General features: G+C 68.3%; 15 protein-coding genes. 11 read left to right on the top strand and 4 right to left on the bottom strand.

Annotation, left to right across the window (positions count from 1 at the left end):
- The first annotated feature begins 95 nt into the window (after positions 1-95).
- The gene (locus ABFG95_RS11150; RefSeq protein WP_049076217.1) at positions 96-1,514 is read left to right on the top strand and encodes a PLP-dependent aminotransferase family protein; all 1,419 of its coding nucleotides are present in this window, start codon (positions 96-98) and stop codon (positions 1,512-1,514) included.
- A 74-nt stretch (positions 1,515-1,588) separates the two neighbouring features.
- Here the strand turns inward: ABFG95_RS11150 and ABFG95_RS11145 are convergent, their stop codons facing one another.
- From ABFG95_RS11145 to ABFG95_RS11130, 4 genes are all read right to left on the bottom strand, one after another.
- Positions 1,589-2,074, bottom strand: a complete 486-nt coding sequence (locus ABFG95_RS11145) for a dihydrofolate reductase (protein WP_054415457.1) — start codon at positions 2,072-2,074, stop codon at positions 1,589-1,591.
- A 143-nt stretch (positions 2,075-2,217) separates the two neighbouring features.
- Positions 2,218-4,281: a bifunctional diguanylate cyclase/phosphodiesterase gene (locus ABFG95_RS11140; protein ID WP_049076216.1), complete on the bottom strand. Its 2,064-nt coding sequence runs from the start codon at positions 4,279-4,281 to the stop codon at positions 2,218-2,220.
- A gap of 386 nt (positions 4,282-4,667) precedes the next feature.
- Positions 4,668-5,639: a thymidylate synthase gene (locus ABFG95_RS11135; RefSeq protein WP_054414990.1), complete on the bottom strand. Its 972-nt coding sequence runs from the start codon at positions 5,637-5,639 to the stop codon at positions 4,668-4,670.
- A 48-nt stretch (positions 5,640-5,687) separates the two neighbouring features.
- Positions 5,688-6,131, bottom strand: a complete 444-nt coding sequence (locus ABFG95_RS11130; RefSeq protein WP_006391405.1) for an OsmC family protein — start codon at positions 6,129-6,131, stop codon at positions 5,688-5,690.
- A gap of 118 nt (positions 6,132-6,249) precedes the next feature.
- Here ABFG95_RS11130 and coq7 point away from each other — a divergent pair, with 118 nt between their 5' ends.
- From coq7 to ABFG95_RS11080, 10 genes are all read left to right on the top strand, one after another.
- Positions 6,250-6,927: a 2-polyprenyl-3-methyl-6-methoxy-1,4-benzoquinone monooxygenase gene (coq7, locus tag ABFG95_RS11125; protein WP_049076209.1), complete on the top strand. Its 678-nt coding sequence runs from the start codon at positions 6,250-6,252 to the stop codon at positions 6,925-6,927.
- A 794-nt stretch (positions 6,928-7,721) separates the two neighbouring features.
- Positions 7,722-8,825 carry a glycosyltransferase gene (locus ABFG95_RS11120; RefSeq protein ID WP_049076208.1) on the top strand — a complete coding sequence of 368 codons (1,104 nt, stop codon included), beginning with the start codon at positions 7,722-7,724 and terminating at the stop codon, positions 8,823-8,825.
- A gap of 101 nt (positions 8,826-8,926) precedes the next feature.
- Positions 8,927-10,204, top strand: a complete 1,278-nt coding sequence (gene tviB, locus ABFG95_RS11115) for a Vi polysaccharide biosynthesis UDP-N-acetylglucosamine C-6 dehydrogenase TviB (protein ID WP_348995855.1) — start codon at positions 8,927-8,929, stop codon at positions 10,202-10,204.
- Between the two features lie 12 nt (positions 10,205-10,216).
- Positions 10,217-11,242, top strand: coding sequence for an SDR family oxidoreductase (locus ABFG95_RS11110; RefSeq protein WP_348995854.1), 1,026 nt, complete (start codon positions 10,217-10,219; stop codon positions 11,240-11,242).
- Position 11,243: 1 nt separating this feature from the next.
- A complete protein-coding gene (locus ABFG95_RS11105; protein WP_348995853.1) occupies positions 11,244-12,593 on the top strand; it encodes a lipid II flippase MurJ in 1,350 nt (449 codons plus the stop codon).
- Complete coding sequence (locus tag ABFG95_RS11100; RefSeq protein ID WP_059272585.1) at positions 12,594-13,739, top strand: glycosyltransferase family 4 protein; 1,146 nt, start codon at positions 12,594-12,596, stop codon at positions 13,737-13,739.
- A 47-nt stretch (positions 13,740-13,786) separates the two neighbouring features.
- On the top strand, positions 13,787-15,718 hold the full coding sequence (gene asnB / locus ABFG95_RS11095) for an asparagine synthase (glutamine-hydrolyzing) (RefSeq protein WP_278989974.1): 1,932 nt from the start codon (positions 13,787-13,789) through the stop codon (positions 15,716-15,718).
- A gap of 3 nt (positions 15,719-15,721) precedes the next feature.
- Positions 15,722-16,837 (top strand): glycosyltransferase family 4 protein, encoded by a 1,116-nt coding sequence (locus tag ABFG95_RS11090; RefSeq protein ID WP_278989972.1) that lies wholly within the window; start codon positions 15,722-15,724, stop codon positions 16,835-16,837.
- Entirely contained in the window at positions 16,834-17,991 is a 1,158-nt protein-coding gene (locus ABFG95_RS11085) for a glycosyltransferase (RefSeq protein ID WP_049076201.1), read from the top strand. Before ABFG95_RS11090 ends, ABFG95_RS11085 begins: the two co-directional genes overlap by 4 nt.
- Positions 17,988-19,121 carry a glycosyltransferase family 4 protein gene (locus tag ABFG95_RS11080; protein WP_054415004.1) on the top strand — a complete coding sequence of 378 codons (1,134 nt, stop codon included), beginning with the start codon at positions 17,988-17,990 and terminating at the stop codon, positions 19,119-19,121. The genes ABFG95_RS11085 and ABFG95_RS11080 overlap by 4 nt, the downstream gene beginning before the upstream one ends.
- Positions 19,122-19,125: the final 4 nt, after the last annotated feature.

The raw sequence follows: 19,125 nt of genomic DNA, 5'->3' as shown, positions 1-19,125 counted from the left end.
TGGTACGTCCGGCGAGGAATGAAAATATACAATCCGCGCAAACCGGGCTAACTGTATAGTTGCAAGCATGACAACTGTACAGATAGCGTAGCGCCGTGATCGACTTCCAGCCCGTGCGTGCCCGGGGGCAGGCGCCAACCCTGGTGGACCAGCTGGTGGCGGCCGTGCTGCGCGCCATCGAGGCGCAGGAGCTGCGTCCGGGTATGTCCCTACCCTCGGTGCGCGACTTCGCGCGCCAGTACCAGGTCAGCACCTTCACCGTGGCCAGCGCCTATAACCGCCTGGTATCACTGGGCTGGCTGGCGGCGCGCCCCGGCGCCGGCTATCGCGTGGCCTCGCCCGACGCGCCGCCGCGCCGGGGCGAGCCGCAGTCCTGGGAGCCGCCGCGGCTGAACGCGGCCTGGCTGCTGTCGGACATCTTCGCGGACCACTCCATTCCCATCAAGTCGGGCTGCGGCTGGCTGCCGGGCGAGTGGCTCAATGAAGAGGGGCTGCACATGGCGCTGCGCCACATGGGCCGGGTGCCGGCCATGCGCATCGCCAACTACGGCCATCCCTATGGCTACGCGCCGCTGCGCGAGACCATCGCCGCCACGCTCAGCGCACAGGGCATGGAAGTGGAAGTGTCGCAGGTGCTGCTGACCCAGGGCGTGACGCACGGGTTGGACATGGTGATCCGCACGCTGCTGCGTCCGGGCGACACCGTGCTGGTCGAGCAGCCGGCCTACGCCAACCTGTTGCAGATGCTGCGGTTGGCCGGGCTGCGGGTGGTGCCGGTGGCGCGCACGCTGGATGGCCTGGATTGCGAGGCGCTGGAGCAGGCCGCGTCGCAGCACCGGCCGCGCGCGCTGTTCGTCAACACCGCCCTGCAGAACCCGTCCGGCGCCAGCATCAGCATGGCCAACGCCTTTCGCATCCTGCAACTGGCCGAGCGCCACGGGCTGTGGGTGGTCGAGGACGACATTTCCCGCGAACTGGCGCCCGGCGTCACGCCCATGCTGGCGGCGCTCGATGGCGGCCGCCGGGTGGTCTACCTGGGCGGCTATTCCAAGGTCATCAGCCCGTCGGTGCGCGTCGGTTACGTGGTGGCGCACCGCGACCTGGCGCGCGACATCGCGCGCACCAAGATGGCGGTGGGGCTGACCTCGCCGGAGATCATGGAGCGCATCGTGCACCAGGTCATCCGCGAGGGCCGCTACCGGGCGCACATCGAGCGCACCCGCGAACGGTTGGCCCAGGCGCATGCAACCGTGGCCGGGTTGATGGCGCAGCATGGTTTCGAGATCTACGCGCGGCCCCAGGCGGGCCTGTTTCTGTGGGCCAAGGTGGCCGGGCAATGGCGTGAGCGCGGCGCCAACGGCCTGGCGGGGCTGGCGCTGAAGGACGGCATCTGGCTGGCGCCGGGGTCGTATTTCGAGGCCGACGAGGCCGATACGCCGTGGGTGCGCTTCAACGTGGCGTATTCGGAAGCGCCGGCGCTGTGGCGCTTCATGCGCAACGAGGGCGCGGCCTAGGGCCTGTCGCCGCGGCCGGGCGCGGCGCCCGCGGCATCCTGGCAAGGGGCGCGGCGCCGCATGCGCGAGTGGGTTCAGGCGCGTTCGTACGTCACGAAGTCGTAGCGGTAGCCGTTTTCCTCCGGCTGCGCCTCGCGCGCCGTTTCGCGCCATTGGAAGCCGGGCAGCAGCGGGAAGAAGGCGTCGCCTTCGACCTCGGCATGGACTTCGGTGGCCAGGACGCGGCTGGCCAGCGCCAGGGCCTGCGTGTAGATCTGCGCGCCGCCGATGACGAAGGCTTCGGGGCTGTCGCCGCAGGCGGCGACGGCGGCTTCCAGCGTCGGCACCACGGTGGCGCCGGCAGCCTCCAGGGCGGGGTTGCGGCTGATGACGATGTTGGCGCGGCCGGGCAGGGGACGACCGAGCGAATCCCAGGTCTTGCGGCCCATGATGATGGGATGGCCCAGCGTGCTGCGCTTGAAGTGCGCCAGGTCGCCCGGCAGCTTCCAGGGCAGGGCGTTGTCACGGCCGATGGCGCGGTTGGTGGAATAGGCGACGATCAGGGTCAGGCGGGCGGACATGCGGGCGGTTTGGTCGGCAAAGGAGGCCGACGGCGCCGGCACAGTCTGGCAAGCGTATCAAATTTGGCGGGCCGGCGGATCGCGACGGCGCCGCCGTCGAGCGGCGCGGACAGGCGGCAGGCGCGGATGCGCCGCGCGCGGGATCAACCGGCGGCGTGCTCCAGGAATTCGTCGGCCGGCATGGGCTTGCCCAACAGGAAGCCCTGCAGCGAATCGCACCCCAGTCCCGTCAGGAATTTCTGCTGCGCCGTGGTCTCCACGCCCTCGGCCACGATGCGCAGATTCAGCTGCTGCGCCAGCGCGACGATGGCCGAGACGATGGCGGCGTCCTCGTTGTCGTTGTCCAGCTGGTTGACGAAGCCGCGGTCGATCTTCAGTTCGGTGGCGGGCAGGCGCTTCAGGTACAGCAGGCTGGAGTAGCCGGTGCCGAAATCGTCGATCGAGATGGTCACGCCCAGGCCGGACAGGCGCTTGAGCACGGTCAGGCTGGCCTCGGCGTCACGCATCGCGGTCGATTCCGTCACTTCCAGCGTCAGGCATGTCGGCGGCACGTCGTGGCGCGCCAGCGCGCCGCGCACGGTCTCGACCAGGCCGGAATGGGCGAACTGCAGCGCCGAGATGTTGACGGCGATGGTCCAGTGGCCCTGTCCGGCGTTGATCCATTCGCGCATCTGGCGGCAGGCCTCGTTGATGACCCATTCGCCGATCGACAGGATCAGGCCGGTCTTTTCCGCCGTGGGGATGAACTGGTCCGGCCCCACCAGGCCGCGGGTCGGGTGGTTCCAGCGCAGCAGCGCCTCCGCGCCGATGATGGGACCGGCGGGCGCCTCGTACTTGGGCTGGTAATGCAGCACGAACTGGTTGCGCTCCTGCGCCAGGCGCAGGTCGTGCAGCAACTCGATCTGTTCGTGCGCGTCGGCATTCATCGACGGCTCGAAGAAGCTGTAGCCGGTGCCGCCCAGGCGTTTGGCGTGGTACATCGCGGCGTCGGCGTTGGTCAGCAGGGCGTGGGTGTCCTCGCCGTCGTTGGGGTAGATCGCGATGCCGACGCTGGAGGTCACCAGCACTTCGTGGCCATACACCATGACGGGGCGGGCGATCGCCTCGATCAGCCGGTCCGCCACATTGGCGGCGTCGGTCGGTTCCACCACCTCGCTGAGCACGATGAATTCATCGCCGCCCAGGCGCGCCACGGTGTCCTGGGTGCGCAGGGTCTGGCGGATGCGCTGGGCCAGGTCGATCAGCAGGGCGTCGCCGGTGTGGTGGCCATAGGCGTCGTTGACCGCCTTGAAACCGTCCAGGTCGAAGAACAGCACCGCGAAATAGCCCTTGCGGCGGCTGGCGCTTTCGATGGCCTGCTCCAGCCGGTCTTCCAGCAGGATGCGGTTGGGCAGCTTGGTCAGCGTATCGTGCAGGGCCAGTTGCACCAGTTCTTCGTTGGCCTCGGCCAGCGATGACGCCAGCGCCGAGGTGCGGGCTTCGAGGCGGTTGTCCAGCACGGCCACCACCAGGGCGATGGCGAGCACGCTGAGCGTGACGGCCGTCACGGCGATGGCGAGCCAGCCGGCCGAGATGCCGGCGTCGGCCGCCATGCAGATGCTGCCGGCGGGGAAGCCGGCGGCTTCCATGCCGGTGTAGTGCATGCCGACGATCGCCAGCCCCATGACCACGGCCGCCAGCGGCCGCGACAGCGCCACCCGCGGTCCGTCGTGGCGCAGGCGGTAGGTGATCCACAGCGCCGCGCCCGAGGCCGCCACCGCGATCGCGATGGACAGGGCGAACCAGGCCGGGTCGTAGACGATGCCCGGCATCATGCGCATGGCGGCCATGCCGATATAGTGCATGGCGGCGATGCCGGCGCCCATCAGCAGGGCGCCGCTGAGCAGCCGGGGCCAGGGCAGATCGTCCTTGCAGACGATCCACAGCGCAAACGCCGAGCAGCCGATGGCGATGGCCAGCGACAGCACCGTCAGCGGCAGGTCGTAGCCCATCGGGATCGGCAGGTTGAACGCCAGCATGCCGACGAAATGCATGGACCAGATGCCGATGCCCATCGCCAGCGCGCCGCCGCCCAGCCAATAACGCGCCGCCGGCAGTCCGCTCGCCGCCCGCACGCGGTTGGCCATGCCCAGCGCCGTGTACGACGCCAGGATGGCCACCCCTAGGGATACGAGGACGAGCGAAGGGTTATATGTTCCAACGAGCATTTTTGGGGTCCTGTCCTGAGCGCATACAGCCGCCGCGCCGGCCTCAATTCAAATCAATTAGTAGTCAACGGTTGCAACTAGGCCGCAAGGGAATCCTGCTGTCGACGCTGGCGATTCACATACTCTCTTGTCTGGATGGGGGAGGCGACGCCGCCCTGCAGGCGGTCGGCGGGACCGGCGGGATTGTCCGGTCGCGCGGCGAGTGGCAGGCACGGCGCGGCAAGGGCCGTTCAGCAGCGACGGCGCGCAGGGCTTGCAGGACGCGCGTCCGAGGCTAAGGGATGGGTTATACCGAAAACGCGCTTCCAGATGCTCACCAATCTTCACCAGCGCCAGGCGGAGGCGCGCCCGTTGCCCGGCGGGCGCCGGGCGTATCGGAAGTGGCCCTAGACGGCCATGGGGGCGGTGAGGGGGGCGTGATGGGTGTAGCCGGCCAGCGAGAAATCGCCGGGTTCCACCTTTTCCAGCCATTCGGGCTCGTAGCGGCCGGTCTGGGCGAAATCGGGGATGCGGTCGGACAGCACCAGCCGGGGCGCCTCGTGCGGCGTGCGGGTCAGTTGCTCACGCAGCATCGGCAGGTGGTTCTCATAGATGTGGGCATCGCCGATGAAGTACGTGAACCAGCGCGGCGTGTAGCCGGTCAGCCGGCCGACCAGGTGCAGCAGCGCCGCCCCTTCGGTCAGGTTGAACGGCGTGCCCAGGCCGACATCGTTCGAGCGGATGTACAGGCACAGCGAAATCTCGCGCGTCGTCGCGTTCGGCAGGAACTGGTACAGCAGGTGGCAGGGCGGCAGCGCCATTTCCTCGATCTGCGCCCAGTTCCAGCCATGGAACAGGATGCGGCGGTCGCCCGGACGCTCGTGGATGGTGTCCAGGCACTGGCGCAGCTGGTCGACCGCCTTGTACAGCAGCACCTTGGGCGCGCCGCCTTCCTGCACATCGGCCACCTTGGCGTAGCCGCGCGCCAGGGCGTCGGCGATCTGGCCGTCGCGGCCGGCGTCCAGCAGCTTGTAGGCCGGCCACTGGCGCCATTGCACGCCATAGACCGGGCCGAGGTCGTCCGGCCCTTCGCGGTACGGGTTGGCGAGCCACTGGGCGTTTTCGTTGGCGTTCTGGTCCCAGACCTTGCAACCCAGCTCCCGGAACTCGGCGGCGCTGCGCACGCCGCGCAGGAAGCCGACCATTTCGCCGATGGCGGACTTGAAGGCCAGCTTCTTGGTGGTCACGGCCGGAAAGCCCTGCTGCAGGTCGAAGCGCAGCGAGGCGCCCGGCATGCTCAGCGTGCGTATGCCCGTCCGGTTTTCCTGCCACGCGCCGGTGTCCAGGATGGATTGAACGAGGTCCAGGTATTGTTTCATGGGTACAGAATCAGAAAAGGCTGAAGTGGCGCCGGCAACGGGCTCGTGTCAGGCGGCCGCGGGGGCTTCCTGGGTATCGACGATGTCCACCGAGAAGGTCAGTTCGGCGGTCTTTTCGAGCATGGCGGAAGCCGAGCAGTATTTCTCGTGCGACAGCTGCACGGCGCGCTCGACCGCCGCGCGCGGCAGGTTGCGGCCGGTGACGGTGAAGGCGAAGTGGATGCGCGTGAACACCTTGGGGTCGACATCGGCGCGGTCTGCCTGCAGCTTGACGCTGCAGCCGGTCACGGCGTGGCGGCCGCGCTTGAGGATCAGCACGACGTCATAAGCGGTGCAGCCGCCTGTGCCGGCCAGCAGCATTTCCATGGGGCGGGGCGCCAGGTTGTGGCCGCCGCCGTCCACCGCGCCGTCCATCACGGCCACGTGGCCGCTGCCGGTGCTGGCGGTGAACAGCATGCCATTGGGGCCGCCCCAGTCGATCGTGCATTCCATTTGTCAGGTCCTTTGTGCTTGAGCGCAGTCAATGGCTGATGATACCCGTTGCGTACAATTCCAGGCATGAGAGCCCCGCCCCGCGTCAGGGGTGTGCGCCCCAATCCAGGAGTTGTCCATGTCCCCCACCCTGTCCCCCTCCGCGCCCACCGCTTTCCTGCGCCGTTCGAATCCCCTGGACGCGCTGCTGGCCGAGGCCGACCGCGCCCTGCGCGTGCTGTCCGGCAGCGCCAGCGCCGGCCGGCCCAATCCGGCCACCGCCGAGGAGGCGCCCGACACCCTGTCGGCCCAGGAAAAGCGCCACGCCGCCGGGCTGATGCGGGTCAACCACGTGGGCGAGGTCTGCGCCCAGGCGCTGTACCGCGGCCAGGCGGCCGTGTGTCGCGAGCCGGGCCCGCGCGCCCTGTTGCTGGAGGCCGCCGGCGAAGAGGTCGACCACCTGGTGTGGTGCAACCAGCGCCTGTCGGAACTGGGCAGCCGGCCCAGCCTGCTGAATCCGGTCTGGTACGCCGGTTCCTTCGCGCTCGGCCTGCTGGCCGGCTACGCGGGCGCGCCGCGCAACCTGGGTTTCATGGCCGAGACCGAGAAACAGGTCGAGGCGCACCTGGAAGGGCATCTGCGCACGCTGCCCGAGCAGGACGCGCGTTCGCGCCAGATCGTGCAGAAAATGAAGGACGACGAGGCGCAGCACCGCGCCAGCGCCGAGGCGGCGGGCGGCGTGCCGCTGCCCGCGCCTGTCAAGGCCGCCATGCGCGCCATGTCCAAGGTCATGACGACCACGGCGTACTGGGTCTGAACCGCGGGCACGCCACAAGGTGGGGCAGCGAAATGTTGCAATGCGCAAAAATTGCCGCAAATTGGTGCCACATGCACCTTTCTGGTGCAAATCATAGGGCGGGATTACCCGGCAAAGGCTAGGGTAAGTCCGCAAGGGGTTAACCCGTTCGGCAATAACCCTCCGTTTCCGAAGGTCATTGCTGGGCGCGGCTTTCCGGGCGATGGCGCGCGCCGTTGCGGCAAAAATGCAACGCCAAAACGACTGAAGGGCAGGGGGCAAAAAAAATCTTGCATCGCACAAAAAAACCCGATACTATGCATCTCATCGGATGTTGAAACGCAGTCGGCGCGGTGCCAAACCCCGACAGCGCAGCGAGCGAAAGCCGCTCCCAACATGCCACGGTTGTCTCCTCCACCCTCCTCCTTTGGTGGATTTAGCCCGAGATCTCACGATCTCGGGCTTTTTTTTAAGCAAAAACAATCTGTCCCTTTTTTATGAAGAAATCCACGCCGATCCGGGTCCGCAAGGGCATGCCTGTCCGGGCGAGGGCTTCGCGTTTTCCCTTGGATATTTCACGTGCGCGGGGGCGGAAAGTTCTACAATCAATCCATGAAATTCGTATTTCCGCGGGTCGGTGTCCACGTTGCAGCCTGCCCGGCCAGCCGGGGACGCCAGCACAGGCGCCCATCCGGACCGCGGGCGTTACGTTCTGTCCCGGTGATTTGCACTTCCTTATCCCTCCCATATATGGGCGTTACACCTGCCATTGATAATGGCCGGCCTGTCTCGATAGACCAACCAGAGGTGACCCTGTGACCTGGCTGTACATATGCGTGGTCGCGTTCATGGTGGGGGGACTCATCGTGGCGTCGGAGCGCTGGCATGGCGCCTTCACCGGCGACAGCGATCTCAACAAACCGCAAGCGAACCATTCGCGCGCCACGCCCCGCGTGGGCGGACTGGCCGTGCTGGCGGGCACGCTCATGGGCCTGCTGGTGCTCGGGCCCGACAACATGACCCTGACCTGGCTCTGGCCGGCGCTGTTCGTCTCGGCGCTGCCGGTGTTCGTGGCGGGTCTGCTCGAAGACATCACCAAGGACATCGGCGCCAGCAAGCGCCTGCTGGCGGCTTTCGCATCCGCTGCGATCGCCTGGTGGCTGCTGGGCGGAGTCAGCCGCGTCGGCATGGCGCCGGTGGATTACGTCCTGTCCTATTGGCCCGTTTCCCTGATTTTCACCATGTTCGCGGTAGGCGGCTGTACCCATGCCCTGAACATCGTCGACGGCATGAACGGCCTGGCCGGCATGGTCGCGACGCTGATGGCGGTGTCCATCAGCCTGGTCGCGCTGCAGGTGGGCGACGTGCCGATCTTCCTGGTGGCCGCGGCGCTGGCGTCCGCCACGCTTGGCTTCCTGGTCTGGAACTTCCCGTTCGGCCGGGTTTTCCTGGGCGATGGCGGCGCGTACTTCCTGGGTTTCATGCTGGCCGAACTGGCCGTGCTGCTGGTGGTGCGCAATCCGTCGGTGTCGCCGTTCTATGCGCTGGCGGTGCTGTTCTACCCCGTCTTCGAAACCGGTTTCTCGATCTGGCGCCGGCGCTTCAAGCGCGGCGTGCCGGTGGACCAGCCGGATGCGCTGCACCTGCATCAACTGGTCTTCCGCCGCCTGGTGCGCGTGACCTTCAGCCGGGGCCGCCGCCACGCGGTGCCGGCGCTGTGCAACGCCCTGGCGTCACCCTACATGTGGGTGCTGGCGCTGATTGGGCTGGTGCCCGCCACCATCTGGTGGGACAACGCCTGGGCGCTCAGCGCCAGCCTGCTGGTGTTCGCCGGCGTCTATATCTGGCTGTATGCACGACTGGTGTCCTGGCGCCGTCCCGGATGGCTGCTGTTGCCATCCGTCTTGCGAGCCGATTAAGTGTTGGGCGCCCCGGCGATCTCCGCCGGGGGCCCGTTCATTCATTCATCACCCCGACCATATTTAAAATGCCGTAATCGTTTTACGGTGAAGGGAGAGTTATGTTGCGTATTCAGGATGTGAAACTCGCGGTCGTCGGCCTGGGCTATGTCGGCCTGCCGCTGGCGGTGGAATTCGGCAAGAAGCGCTCGGTCATCGGCTTCGATATCAATACGCGCCGGATCGATGCCCTGAAGGCTGGTCACGACCACACGCTTGAAGTCAGCGACGCCGAACTGGCCGAAGCCAAGCAGCTGACCTACACCGCCGACCGCGCCGAACTGGGCCAGGCCAACGTCTTCATCGTCACCGTGCCCACGCCGATCGACGAGTACAAGCAGCCCGACCTGACCCCGCTGGTCAAGGCCAGTGAAACCATCGGCTCGGTGCTCAAGCGCGGCGACATCGTCATCTACGAATCCACCGTCTACCCCGGCGCCACCGAGGAAGACTGCGTGCCGGTGCTGGAGCGCGTGTCGGGCCTGAAATTCAACGTCGATTTCTACGCCGGCTACAGCCCCGAGCGCATCAACCCGGGCGACAAGGAACACCGCGTCAACACCATCAAGAAGGTCACCTCGGGTTCGACGCCGGAAGTGGCCGAGCTGGTGGACCAGCTCTACAAGCAGATCATCAGCGCCGGCACCCACAAGGCCGCCAGCATCCGCGTGGCCGAGGCCGCAAAGGTGATCGAGAACACCCAGCGCGACGTCAACATCGCGCTGATCAACGAGCTGGCCCTGATCTTCAACAAGATGGGCATCGACACCGAAGCCGTGCTGCAGGCCGCCGGCACCAAGTGGAACTTCCTGCCGTTCCGTCCGGGCCTGGTGGGCGGCCACTGCATCGGCGTGGACCCGTACTACCTGACGCACAAGGCGCAGTCGATCGGCTACCACCCCGAGATCATCCTGGCCGGCCGCCGCCTGAACGACTCGATGGGCAGCTACGTGGTGTCGCAGCTGGTCAAGGCCATGACCAAGCGCCGCATCCACGTGCAGGGCGCGCGCGTGCTGGTGATGGGCCTGACCTTCAAGGAAAACTGCCCCGACCTGCGCAACACCCGCATCGTCGACATCGTCAAGGAACTGGGCGACTACAACGTCGACGTGGACGTGTACGACCCGTGGGTGGAGCCCGAAGAGGCGGTGCATGAATACGGCATCACACCGGTGGCCAAGCCGGAAGCGGGCAAGTACGACGCCGTGATCCTGGCGGTGGCGCACCACCAGTTCAAGGACCTGGGCGCCGAGGGCATCCGCAAGCTGGGCAAGCCGGAACACATCCTTTATGACCTGAAGTACGTGTTGTCGCCCGCCGAATCCGATCTGCGCCTGTAAGGAGGACGTCGCATGACCACACGTTTCGAGACTGTCACCCGGGAACTTTCCGCCGCGCCGAGCAAGTGGCTGGTGACCGGCTGCGCCGGCTTCATCGGTTCCAACCTGCTGGAAACGCTGCTGAAGCTGGACCAGACCGTCGTCGGCCTGGACAACTTCGCCACTGGCTATCAACGCAATCTGGATGAGGTGCGCGGCTCGGTCACGGCCGAGCAGTGGGCCCGCTTCTCGTTCATCGAAGGCGATATCCGCGACCTGGAAGCCTGCCGCCGCGCCACGCAGGGCGTGGACTTCGTGCTGCACCAGGCGGCGCTGGGCTCGGTGCCGCGTTCGCTCAAGGACCCGATCACCACCAACGAGGTGAATATCGGTGGCTTCCTGAACATGCTGGTGGCCGCGCGCGACGCCGAGGTCAAGTCGTTCGTCTATGCGGCTTCCAGCTCGACCTACGGCGATCACCCGGCCTTGCCCAAGGTCGAGGAGAACATCGGCAATCCGCTGTCGCCGTATGCCGTCACCAAGTACGTCAACGAGCTGTATGCGAGCGTCTTCGCGCGTTCCTATGGTTTCGAGACGGTCGGCCTGCGCTATTTCAACGTGTTCGGCAAGCGCCAGGATCCGGACGGCGCCTATGCGGCGGTGATCCCGAAGTGGACCGCCGCGATGATCAAGGGCGAAGACGTCACCATCAACGGCGATGGCGAGACCAGCCGCGATTTCTGCTTCGTCGAGAACGCGGTCCAGGCGAACATCCTGGCCGCGATGGCGCCGCCCGAAGCCCGCAACCAGGTCTACAACGTGGCCGTCAGCGGCCGCAGCACCCTGAACGACCTGTTCGGTTTCCTGGTGCGGGCGCTGGGCAACCAGAACGTGGCCTACGGCAAACAGCCGGTCTACGGCGATTTCCGCGCGGGCGATGTGCGCCATTCGCAGGCCGACGTCAGCAAGGCTGGCCGCCTGCTGGGCTACCAACCCACGCACACGGTGCTGCAGGGCCTGGAAGTGGCGATGCCCTGGTACACGCAATTCCTGCGTTGATTTGAAAGCACTCATCCGCAAACTCGGCAACATCCACCCGGACCACCAGCGCATCTTCAAAGGCGCGTTCCGGGTGGCGGTGTTCCTGCTGCTGGGCAAGGCCGCCGGCGCCGTCAAGGAGATGGCGCTGGCGTACCGCTACGGCGTCAGCGACGCCGTCGACGCCTACCAGTTCACGATGACCATGGCCACCTGGCTGCCGGTCACCATCGTGGGCGTGCTGTCGGTGGTGCTGATCCCGGTGCTGGTGCGGCTGCGCCGCGCCGAGGCCGCCGAACGCGAACAATTCATCCGTGAACTGCAGGGCTGGGTGGCCGCGGCCGGGATCGCGCTGGCCGCGCTGACCTGGTTTGCCTGGCCGCAAGTGGTTGGCATGCTGGGCCAGGGCCTGTCGGCCCGGGTGCGCGACATGACGGGCGAGCTGCTGCTGGGCTTCGCGCCGGTCGCGGCGTTGCTGCTGGTCGCGGGCATCAGCGCGGCGCGCCTGCGCGCGCACGAACGTCACGTCAACACCCTGCTGGACAGCGTGCCGGCGGTGGCGACGTTGGCGTGGGTGATGCTGGCGGCCAGTGCCGACAGCGTCGGCCCGCTGCTGTGGGGCACGCTGGTGGGCTACGCGATCCAGACCGCCTGGCTGGCGTGGCTGGCCGCGCGCGCCGACGGCGGCTTCTGGGGCGCGCCGACGTTGACCCTGCGTTCGCCGCACTGGCCCGAACTGATGGGCGCGGCCGGCGTGATGCTGATCGGCCAGGTGGCAATGAGTTTCGTCGGCCCGCTGGACCAGTACGCCGCCGCCAACCTGGGCGCCAACGCCAACGCCACGCTGGGCTACGCCAGCCGGCTGCTGTCGCTGCTGCTGGGCATCGGCGCGGTGTCGGTCGGGCGCGCGGCGCTGCCGGTGTTGGCCGACGTGCAGGCGCGTGGCGACACGGCGCGCGCGCGCGGCATGGCGCTGAAATGGTCGGTGCTGATGGTGGCGGCCGGCGGCGTCGCCGTGGCGATCGGCTGGGTGCTTGCGCCCTGGGGCGTGGCGGTGCTGTTCCAGCGCGGCGCCTTCACCGCCGAGAATACCGAGGCCGTGGCGCATGTATTGCGTTGGGGCCTGCTGCAACTGCCGTTCTATTTCGGCGTGCTGATCCTGGTGCAGCTGTTGGCCAGCCAGAACCGTTATCGCATCATGGCCGCCATCGCGGTCGGCAATTTCGCGTTGAAAGCGGCGCTCAACACCGTGCTGGCACCGAAGATGGGGGCCGCGGGCATCATGCTGGCGACCAGCCTGATGTATGTGCTGTCCTATGCCTGCTACCTGGTAGTGGCCCTGCGCCGCGCCGAACCCAAAGAGGCCGACTGAATGCCCGTCGCTTCCGCTTCCGGCCGCCCGCAACGCGTGCTGCTGTTCATCCATTCGCTGCACGGCGGCGGCGCCGAACGGGTCGCCGCCGACCTGAGCGCGCATTGGGCCGGCATGGGCCGCGAGGTCATGGTGGTGACCCAGGCTGGCGCCGAGGGCGACGTCTACACGCTGCACCCGAAGGTGCGGCGCGAGGTGCTGCATACGGCGGGCGAGGGCGGGGGCCTGCGCGGCATCTGGAGCAACGTGCAGCGCGTGCGGGCGCTGCGGCGCGTGATCAAGGCGTTCCGGCCCGACATCGTGCTGGGCATGATGACCACGGCATCGGTGTTGTCGGTGTTGGCCTGCGCCGGGCTGTCGTGCCGCGTCATCGCCACCGAACATACCCATCCGCCGTCGCAGACCCTGTCGGGTTTCTGGCAGCGCCTGCGGCGCCTGACCTATCCGCGCGCCGCGCGGGTGGTGGCCCTGACCCGCGGCACCGCCCAATGGCTCGAACAGCATGTGCCGGGCTCGCGCCTGGCGGTGATCCCCAATCCGGTGCATTGGCCATTGCCCAAGGGCGAGCCGGCGCTGGCGCCGCCTTCGGGCGACGGCCGCAAGCGCCTGCTGGCGGTGGGGCGGCTGCACGCCGACAAGGGCTTTGACCTGCTGCTGCGCGCCTATGCCCGGCTGGCCCCGTCGCATCCGGACTGGGATCTGGTTATCCTGGGCGAGGGCGACGAGCGCCGCGCCCTGGAAACGCAGGTGCGCGAGGCCGGTTTGCAGGAGCGGGTCAGCCTGCCGGGACGCGCGGGCAACGTGGGCGATTGGTACCAAAGCGCCGACCTGTACGTGCTGACGTCGCGCTTCGAGGGGCTGTCCAATACCTTGCTGGAATCGATGGCCAGTGGCCTGGCCGCGGTGGCGTTTGACTGCGATACCGGACCGCGCGAAATCGTGCGCGAAGGCGTTGATGGCGTGCTGGTGCGGCCCAATGGCGACGTCGATGCGCTGTGCCGCGAGCTGGATGCGGTGATGGGCGATGAGGCGGCTCGCCGGCGCATGGCGCAAGCGGCCACGGCGGTGCGCGAGCGCTTTTCCGCCGAGCGGGTGCTGGGCCTATGGGAAGAACTTTTTGACGGTGTGCGCGGATCGGGCCGCTAGGCCGCGCGCCATGCCGTTGCTGCGGTGACCACGAGAACCTGAAAATCATGTGTGGAATTGTCGGAATTTGGGGCCCCCTGGGTGACAAGGCGCAAGTGCTGGCGGAAAGCTGCCGGCGCATCCGCCACCGCGGGCCGGACAGCAACGGCTTCTGGGAAGACACCGGCGCCGAGCTGGCGCTGGCGCACGTGCGCCTGGCGATCCAGGACCTGACCGAAGCCGGGCATCAGCCGATGGTGTCCGCCTGCGGCCGCTACGTGATGGTGTTCAACGGCGAGATCTACAACCACATGGACATGCGCCAGCAGCTCGAGGCATCGGGCCTGGCGCCGTCCTGGCGCGGCCATTCCGATACCGAGACGCTGCTGGCGGGCTTCACCGCGCTGGGCATCGAGGCGACGCTGCAGGCCTCGGTCGGCATGTTCGCCATCGCGCTGTGGGACCGCGCCTCGCGCAAGCTGGTGCTGGCGCGCGACCGCATGGGCGAAAAGCCGCTGTACTACGGTTACTCGGGCGCCGAGCTGGTGTTCGCCTCGGAACTCAAGGGCCTGATGCCGATCCCCGGGTTCGGCCGCAACCTGAACCGCAATGCGTTGGCGTCGTTCATGCGGCACAACTACATTCCGGCGCCGCAATCCATCTACGAAGGCATCGCCAAGCTGCCCCCGGGCACCTGGATCGAATTCACCGCCGACGACACCCGCAGCCGCCGCATGCCCGAACCGCGCGTGTACTGGTCGGCGCGCGACGCCGCGGATACCGCGGCGCAATCGCTGCTGTCGTTCGATTCCGACGCGCAGGCCACCGACGCGCTCGAAGGCGTGCTGTCCAAGGCCGTGGGCGGCCAGATGCTGTCCGATGTCAGCCTGGGCGCGTTCCTGTCGGGCGGCATCGACTCGTCCACCATCGTCTCGCTGATGCAGGCGCAGAGCTCGCAGCCGGTGCGCACCTTCGCCATCGGTTTCCATGAGAAGGGCTACGACGAGGCGCAGCACGCCAAGGCGGTGGCCATGCACCTGGGCACCGACCACACCGAGCTGTACGTCACCGCCGACGATGCGCTGGCGGTGGTGCCGAACCTGGCCGACATGTACGACGAACCGTTCGCCGATTCGTCGCAGATCCCGACCTCGCTGGTGACGCGCATGGCGCGCCAGCACGTCACGGTGGCGCTGTCCGGCGACGGCGGCGACGAACTGTTCGGCGGGTACTCGCGCTATTTCCGCGTCAACAACTGGTGGCAGAAGTGCGAGCGCATTCCGTCGCTGCTGCGCACGCCGGCCGGCGCGCTGCTCAGCGCCTCGACCCACCTGCCGGGGCGCGGCGCCTGGCGCGGCAAGGTCGGCAAGCTGGGCGAACTGCTGCGCGCCGATTCGCGCGGCGATTTCTACCGCCTGTTCGTGTCGTACTGGTCGGACCCGGCGCGCGTGGTCAAGGGCGGCGTGGAGCCGGTGTCCGAATTCGCGCAGGCGATGCGCGGCTCGACCTTCGAATCCATGATGAAGCTCGATACCGTGACCTATCTGCCGGACGACATCCTGGTGAAGGTGGACCGCGCCGCCATGGCGGTGAGCCTGGAGACCCGCGTGCCGCTGATCGATCACCGCGTCTATGAATTCGCCTGGAGCCTGCCGCACCAGTACAAGGTGCGCGGCGCCACCGGCAAGTGGCTGTTGCGCCAGGTGCTGTACCGCCACGTGCCGCAGGCGCTGGTGGATCGGCCCAAGCGCGGCTTTGCCGTGCCGCTGGCGGCCTGGCTGCGCGGCCCCCTGCGCGACTGGGCCGAGGCGCTGCTGGATCCGGCGCGCCTGCGCCAGGAAGGCTGGTTCGAGTCCGAACCCATCCTGCGCAAGTGGCGCGAACACGTGTCCGGACATCGCAATTGGGATAGCCATCTGTGGGGCGTGCTGATGATGCAGGCCTGGCTGGACCGCTACCGCGCCGGTGGCGAACAGGGAGGATCGGTTGGGAGTCGCTGACGAATGAAGATACTGATGCTGGTCAGTTCCATGCATGCCGGGGGCGCCGAGCGCGTGGCCGCCACGCTGGTCAACGCGTGGGCCGAACGCGGCGACGACGTCACCCTGACGCCGACCTATTCGTCCAAGGGCACCTGCTTCTACCCGCTGTCGGACAAGGTCAAGCTGGCCTGGCTGGCGGATCTGGCCGGCACGCGCGTCTCCGGCCCGATGGCCGCGTTCAGGCGCCTGCTGGCGCTGCGCCGCCACATCCGCGACACGGCGCCGGACGTGGTGGTGTCGTTCCTGACCAACGTCAACGTGGCCGCCATCCTGGCCACCCGCGGCCTGCGCGTGCCGCTGATCGTCTGCGAGCGCACCAATCCGGTCGCCGAAACCACCACCGGCACGGTCTGGCGCCGGCTGCGCCGCCTGCTGTATCCGCGCGCCGACATGGTGACGGTGCAGGCGGCCGACACAGCCGGCCCGTTCTCGCGCCAGGTGCCGGGCATCAAGCGCCTGGCCGTGATTCCCAACCCGCTGCCGGCGCCCTTGCTGGACGCGCCGCGGGTCGTCCAGCGGGAGGATGACGCGCCCCGCACGTTGCTGGCGATGGGGCGGCTGGTGACCGACAAGCAGTTCGACCTGCTGATCGACGTATTCGCGCAGCTGGCGCCTGAATTCCCCGATTGGAACCTGCGCATCTGGGGCGAGGGCCCCGAGCGCGGCGCGCTGGAGCGCCAGGTCGCGAACCTCGGCCTGGACGGGCGCGTCAGCCTGCCGGGCCGCACCGAGACGCCCTGGGACGAACTGGCGCGGGGCCAGGCCTTCGTGCTCAGCTCGCTGGTGGAAGGTTTTCCCAATGTGCTGTTGGAAGCGATGGCGCTGGGCCTGCCCTGCGCCGCCTTCGACTGCCCCAGCGGTCCGCGCGAAATGACGCGCGACGGCCAGGACGCCCTGCTGGTGCCCGCTGGCAACCGCGATGCCCTGCGCGAGGCCCTGCGCCGCCTGCTGGGCGATGTGGGATTGCGCCGGCAACTGGGAGAGCGCGGCGCCGACGCGGTGCGCCAGCGCTATGCGCTGGCCAGCGTGCTGACCGAATGGGACGAGTTGTTCGAGGCCGTGAGGGAAGGGCGATGAGCGCCGCCGCATTGCGCGTCGTGCACGTGATCACCGGCCTGGGCCAGGGCGGCGCGGAATCGGTGCTGTGGCGGCTGGCCACGTTCCCCGGGCAGGAGGTCGAGCACATCGTCGTGTCGCTGACCGATGACGGCATCTATGGCGAACGGCTGCGCGCCGCCGGCGTCACGGTGCACGCGCTGGGCATGCCGCGGGGCCGTATCACGCTGGGTGGTTTCATGGCGCTGCGCCGCCTGATCGCCGGCGCCCGGCCCGATGCCGTGCAGACCTGGATGTATCACGCCGACCTGATCGGGGGCCTGGCGGCCCGCCTGGCGGGTGTGCGCGCCGTGGCCTGGGGCATCCGCAATTCCGGCGCCCACCTGGAGCGCAGCAGCCGCTCGGCCCGCATGGTGCTGCGCGCCTGCGCGCTGCTGTCGGGCGTGCTGCCGGGCGCGATCGTGTGCGCCGCACAGGACGCGGCCGAGCGCCACGCCGCCAAGGGCTATCGCCGCGATCGCATGGTGGTGATCTCCAATGGCTATGACCTGTCGCGCTACGCGCCGGATGCGGCCGCCCGCGCGCGGGTGCGCGCCCAGTGGGGCCTGGACGGCGATGTGCCGGTGATCGGCTGCGTGGCGCGTTGGGATCCCTTGAAAGACCACGCCAATCTGCTGCGCGCAGTCGCGGCGCTGGTGCGCGACGGACGCGACGCCGGCTTGCGCTGCGTGCTGGTGGGGCGCGGCATGACGATCGACAACCCCGAACTGATGGCGCTGGTCGACAAGCTCGGCCTGCGCGAACGCCTGGTGCTGGCCGGGCCCAGCGACGACGTGCCGGCCGTGATGAACGGCCTGGACCTGCATGTGCTGTCCAGCTGCGCGGAAGGCTTTCCCAATGTGGTGGCGGAGGCCATGGCCTGCGGCGTCTATTGCGTGGTGACGGATGTGGGCGACGCCGCCTATATCGTCGGCGATACCGGCGTGGTGGTGCCGCCAGAGCAGCCCGAGGCGCTGGCGCGCGGTATCGAGACCGCGCTGCGCGACGTGGCCTCGCGCGGGCAGGGGCGTGCGGGCGAGGCCGGCCGCGCCCGGGTGCTGGCCAATTTCGACCTGGCCCGCATGGTGCGGGACTACATCGCGGTGTGGCGCCGCCTTTCCGGAGCATCGGCATGAGCGCCGCCCGTCGTCTGCTGTTCGTGGTCAACAACCCGGCCTTCTTCATGTCGCACCGGGTGCCGGTGGCGCTGGCCGCGCAGCGCGCCGGCTATGACGTGCACGTGGCGACGATGGACGGCCCCGCGGTGGCCGAGATCCAGGCGCTGGGCATGACCCACCACGTCATTCCGATGACGCGCAGCGGCAAGCACCCGTTACAGGAGCTGGGCACGCTGGTGGCGCTGTGGCGGCTGTTCCGGCGCCTGCGGCCACAGGTGGTGCACCTGGTGACCATCAAGCCGGTCCTGTACGGCGGCATTGCCGCGCGGCTGGCCCGGGTGCCGGGCATGGTGGCGGCGATATCCGGGCTGGGCTTCGTGTTCCTGTCCAATTCGCTGAAGATGCGGTTGGTGCGGGCGGTGGTGGCGCGGCTGTACCGGCTCGCATTGGGCCATCGGAACAGCCGCGTCATTTTCCAGAACCGCAGCGACCGCGACCTGCTGCAGTCGCTTGGCGCGGTGCGCGACGAACAGGTGGTGCTGATCCGCGGCGCCGGGGTCGATCTGGACCAATACCGCGCACAGCCCGAGCCGCCGGCGCCGCCGGTGGTGGTGACCATGGTGGCGCGCCTGCTGCGCGACAAGGGGGTGCAGGAATTCGTGCAGGCCGCGCGCTTGCTGCGCGAACGCGGCGTGCCGGTGACGATGCGGCTGGTGGGCGGCGTGGATGCCGGCAATCCGGCCTCGGCCACGCCGGCCGAGGTCCAGGCCTGGCAGGCGGAGGGCTGCGTCGAGGCATTGGGCGAGCGCAACGATGTGCCGCGGCTGTACGCCGCTTCGCACATCGCCGTGCTGCCGTCCTATCGCGAAGGGCTGCCCAAGTCCTTGATCGAGGCCGCCGCCTGCGCGCGCGCCGTGGTCACCACCGACGTGCCGGGATGCCGCGATGCGATCGATCCGGACAAGACCGGACTGCTGGTGCCGGTGCGCGACCCGCAGGCGCTGGCGGACGCCATCGCCCGGCTGGCCGGCGACAGCGCCTTGCGCCAGGCCATGGGCGCGGCCGGCCGCGCCCTGGCCGAACGCGAATTCAACATCGAGCGCGTCGCCCGCATCCACGTCGAGCTGTACGACACGCTCAGCGCCTGAGGCC

The organism is Achromobacter sp. HNDS-1, assembly GCF_040084795.1.
GTDB classification, from domain to species: Bacteria; Pseudomonadota; Gammaproteobacteria; order Burkholderiales; family Burkholderiaceae_B; genus Achromobacter; species Achromobacter ruhlandii.
This window is presented reverse-complemented; position numbering and strand designations above follow the sequence as displayed.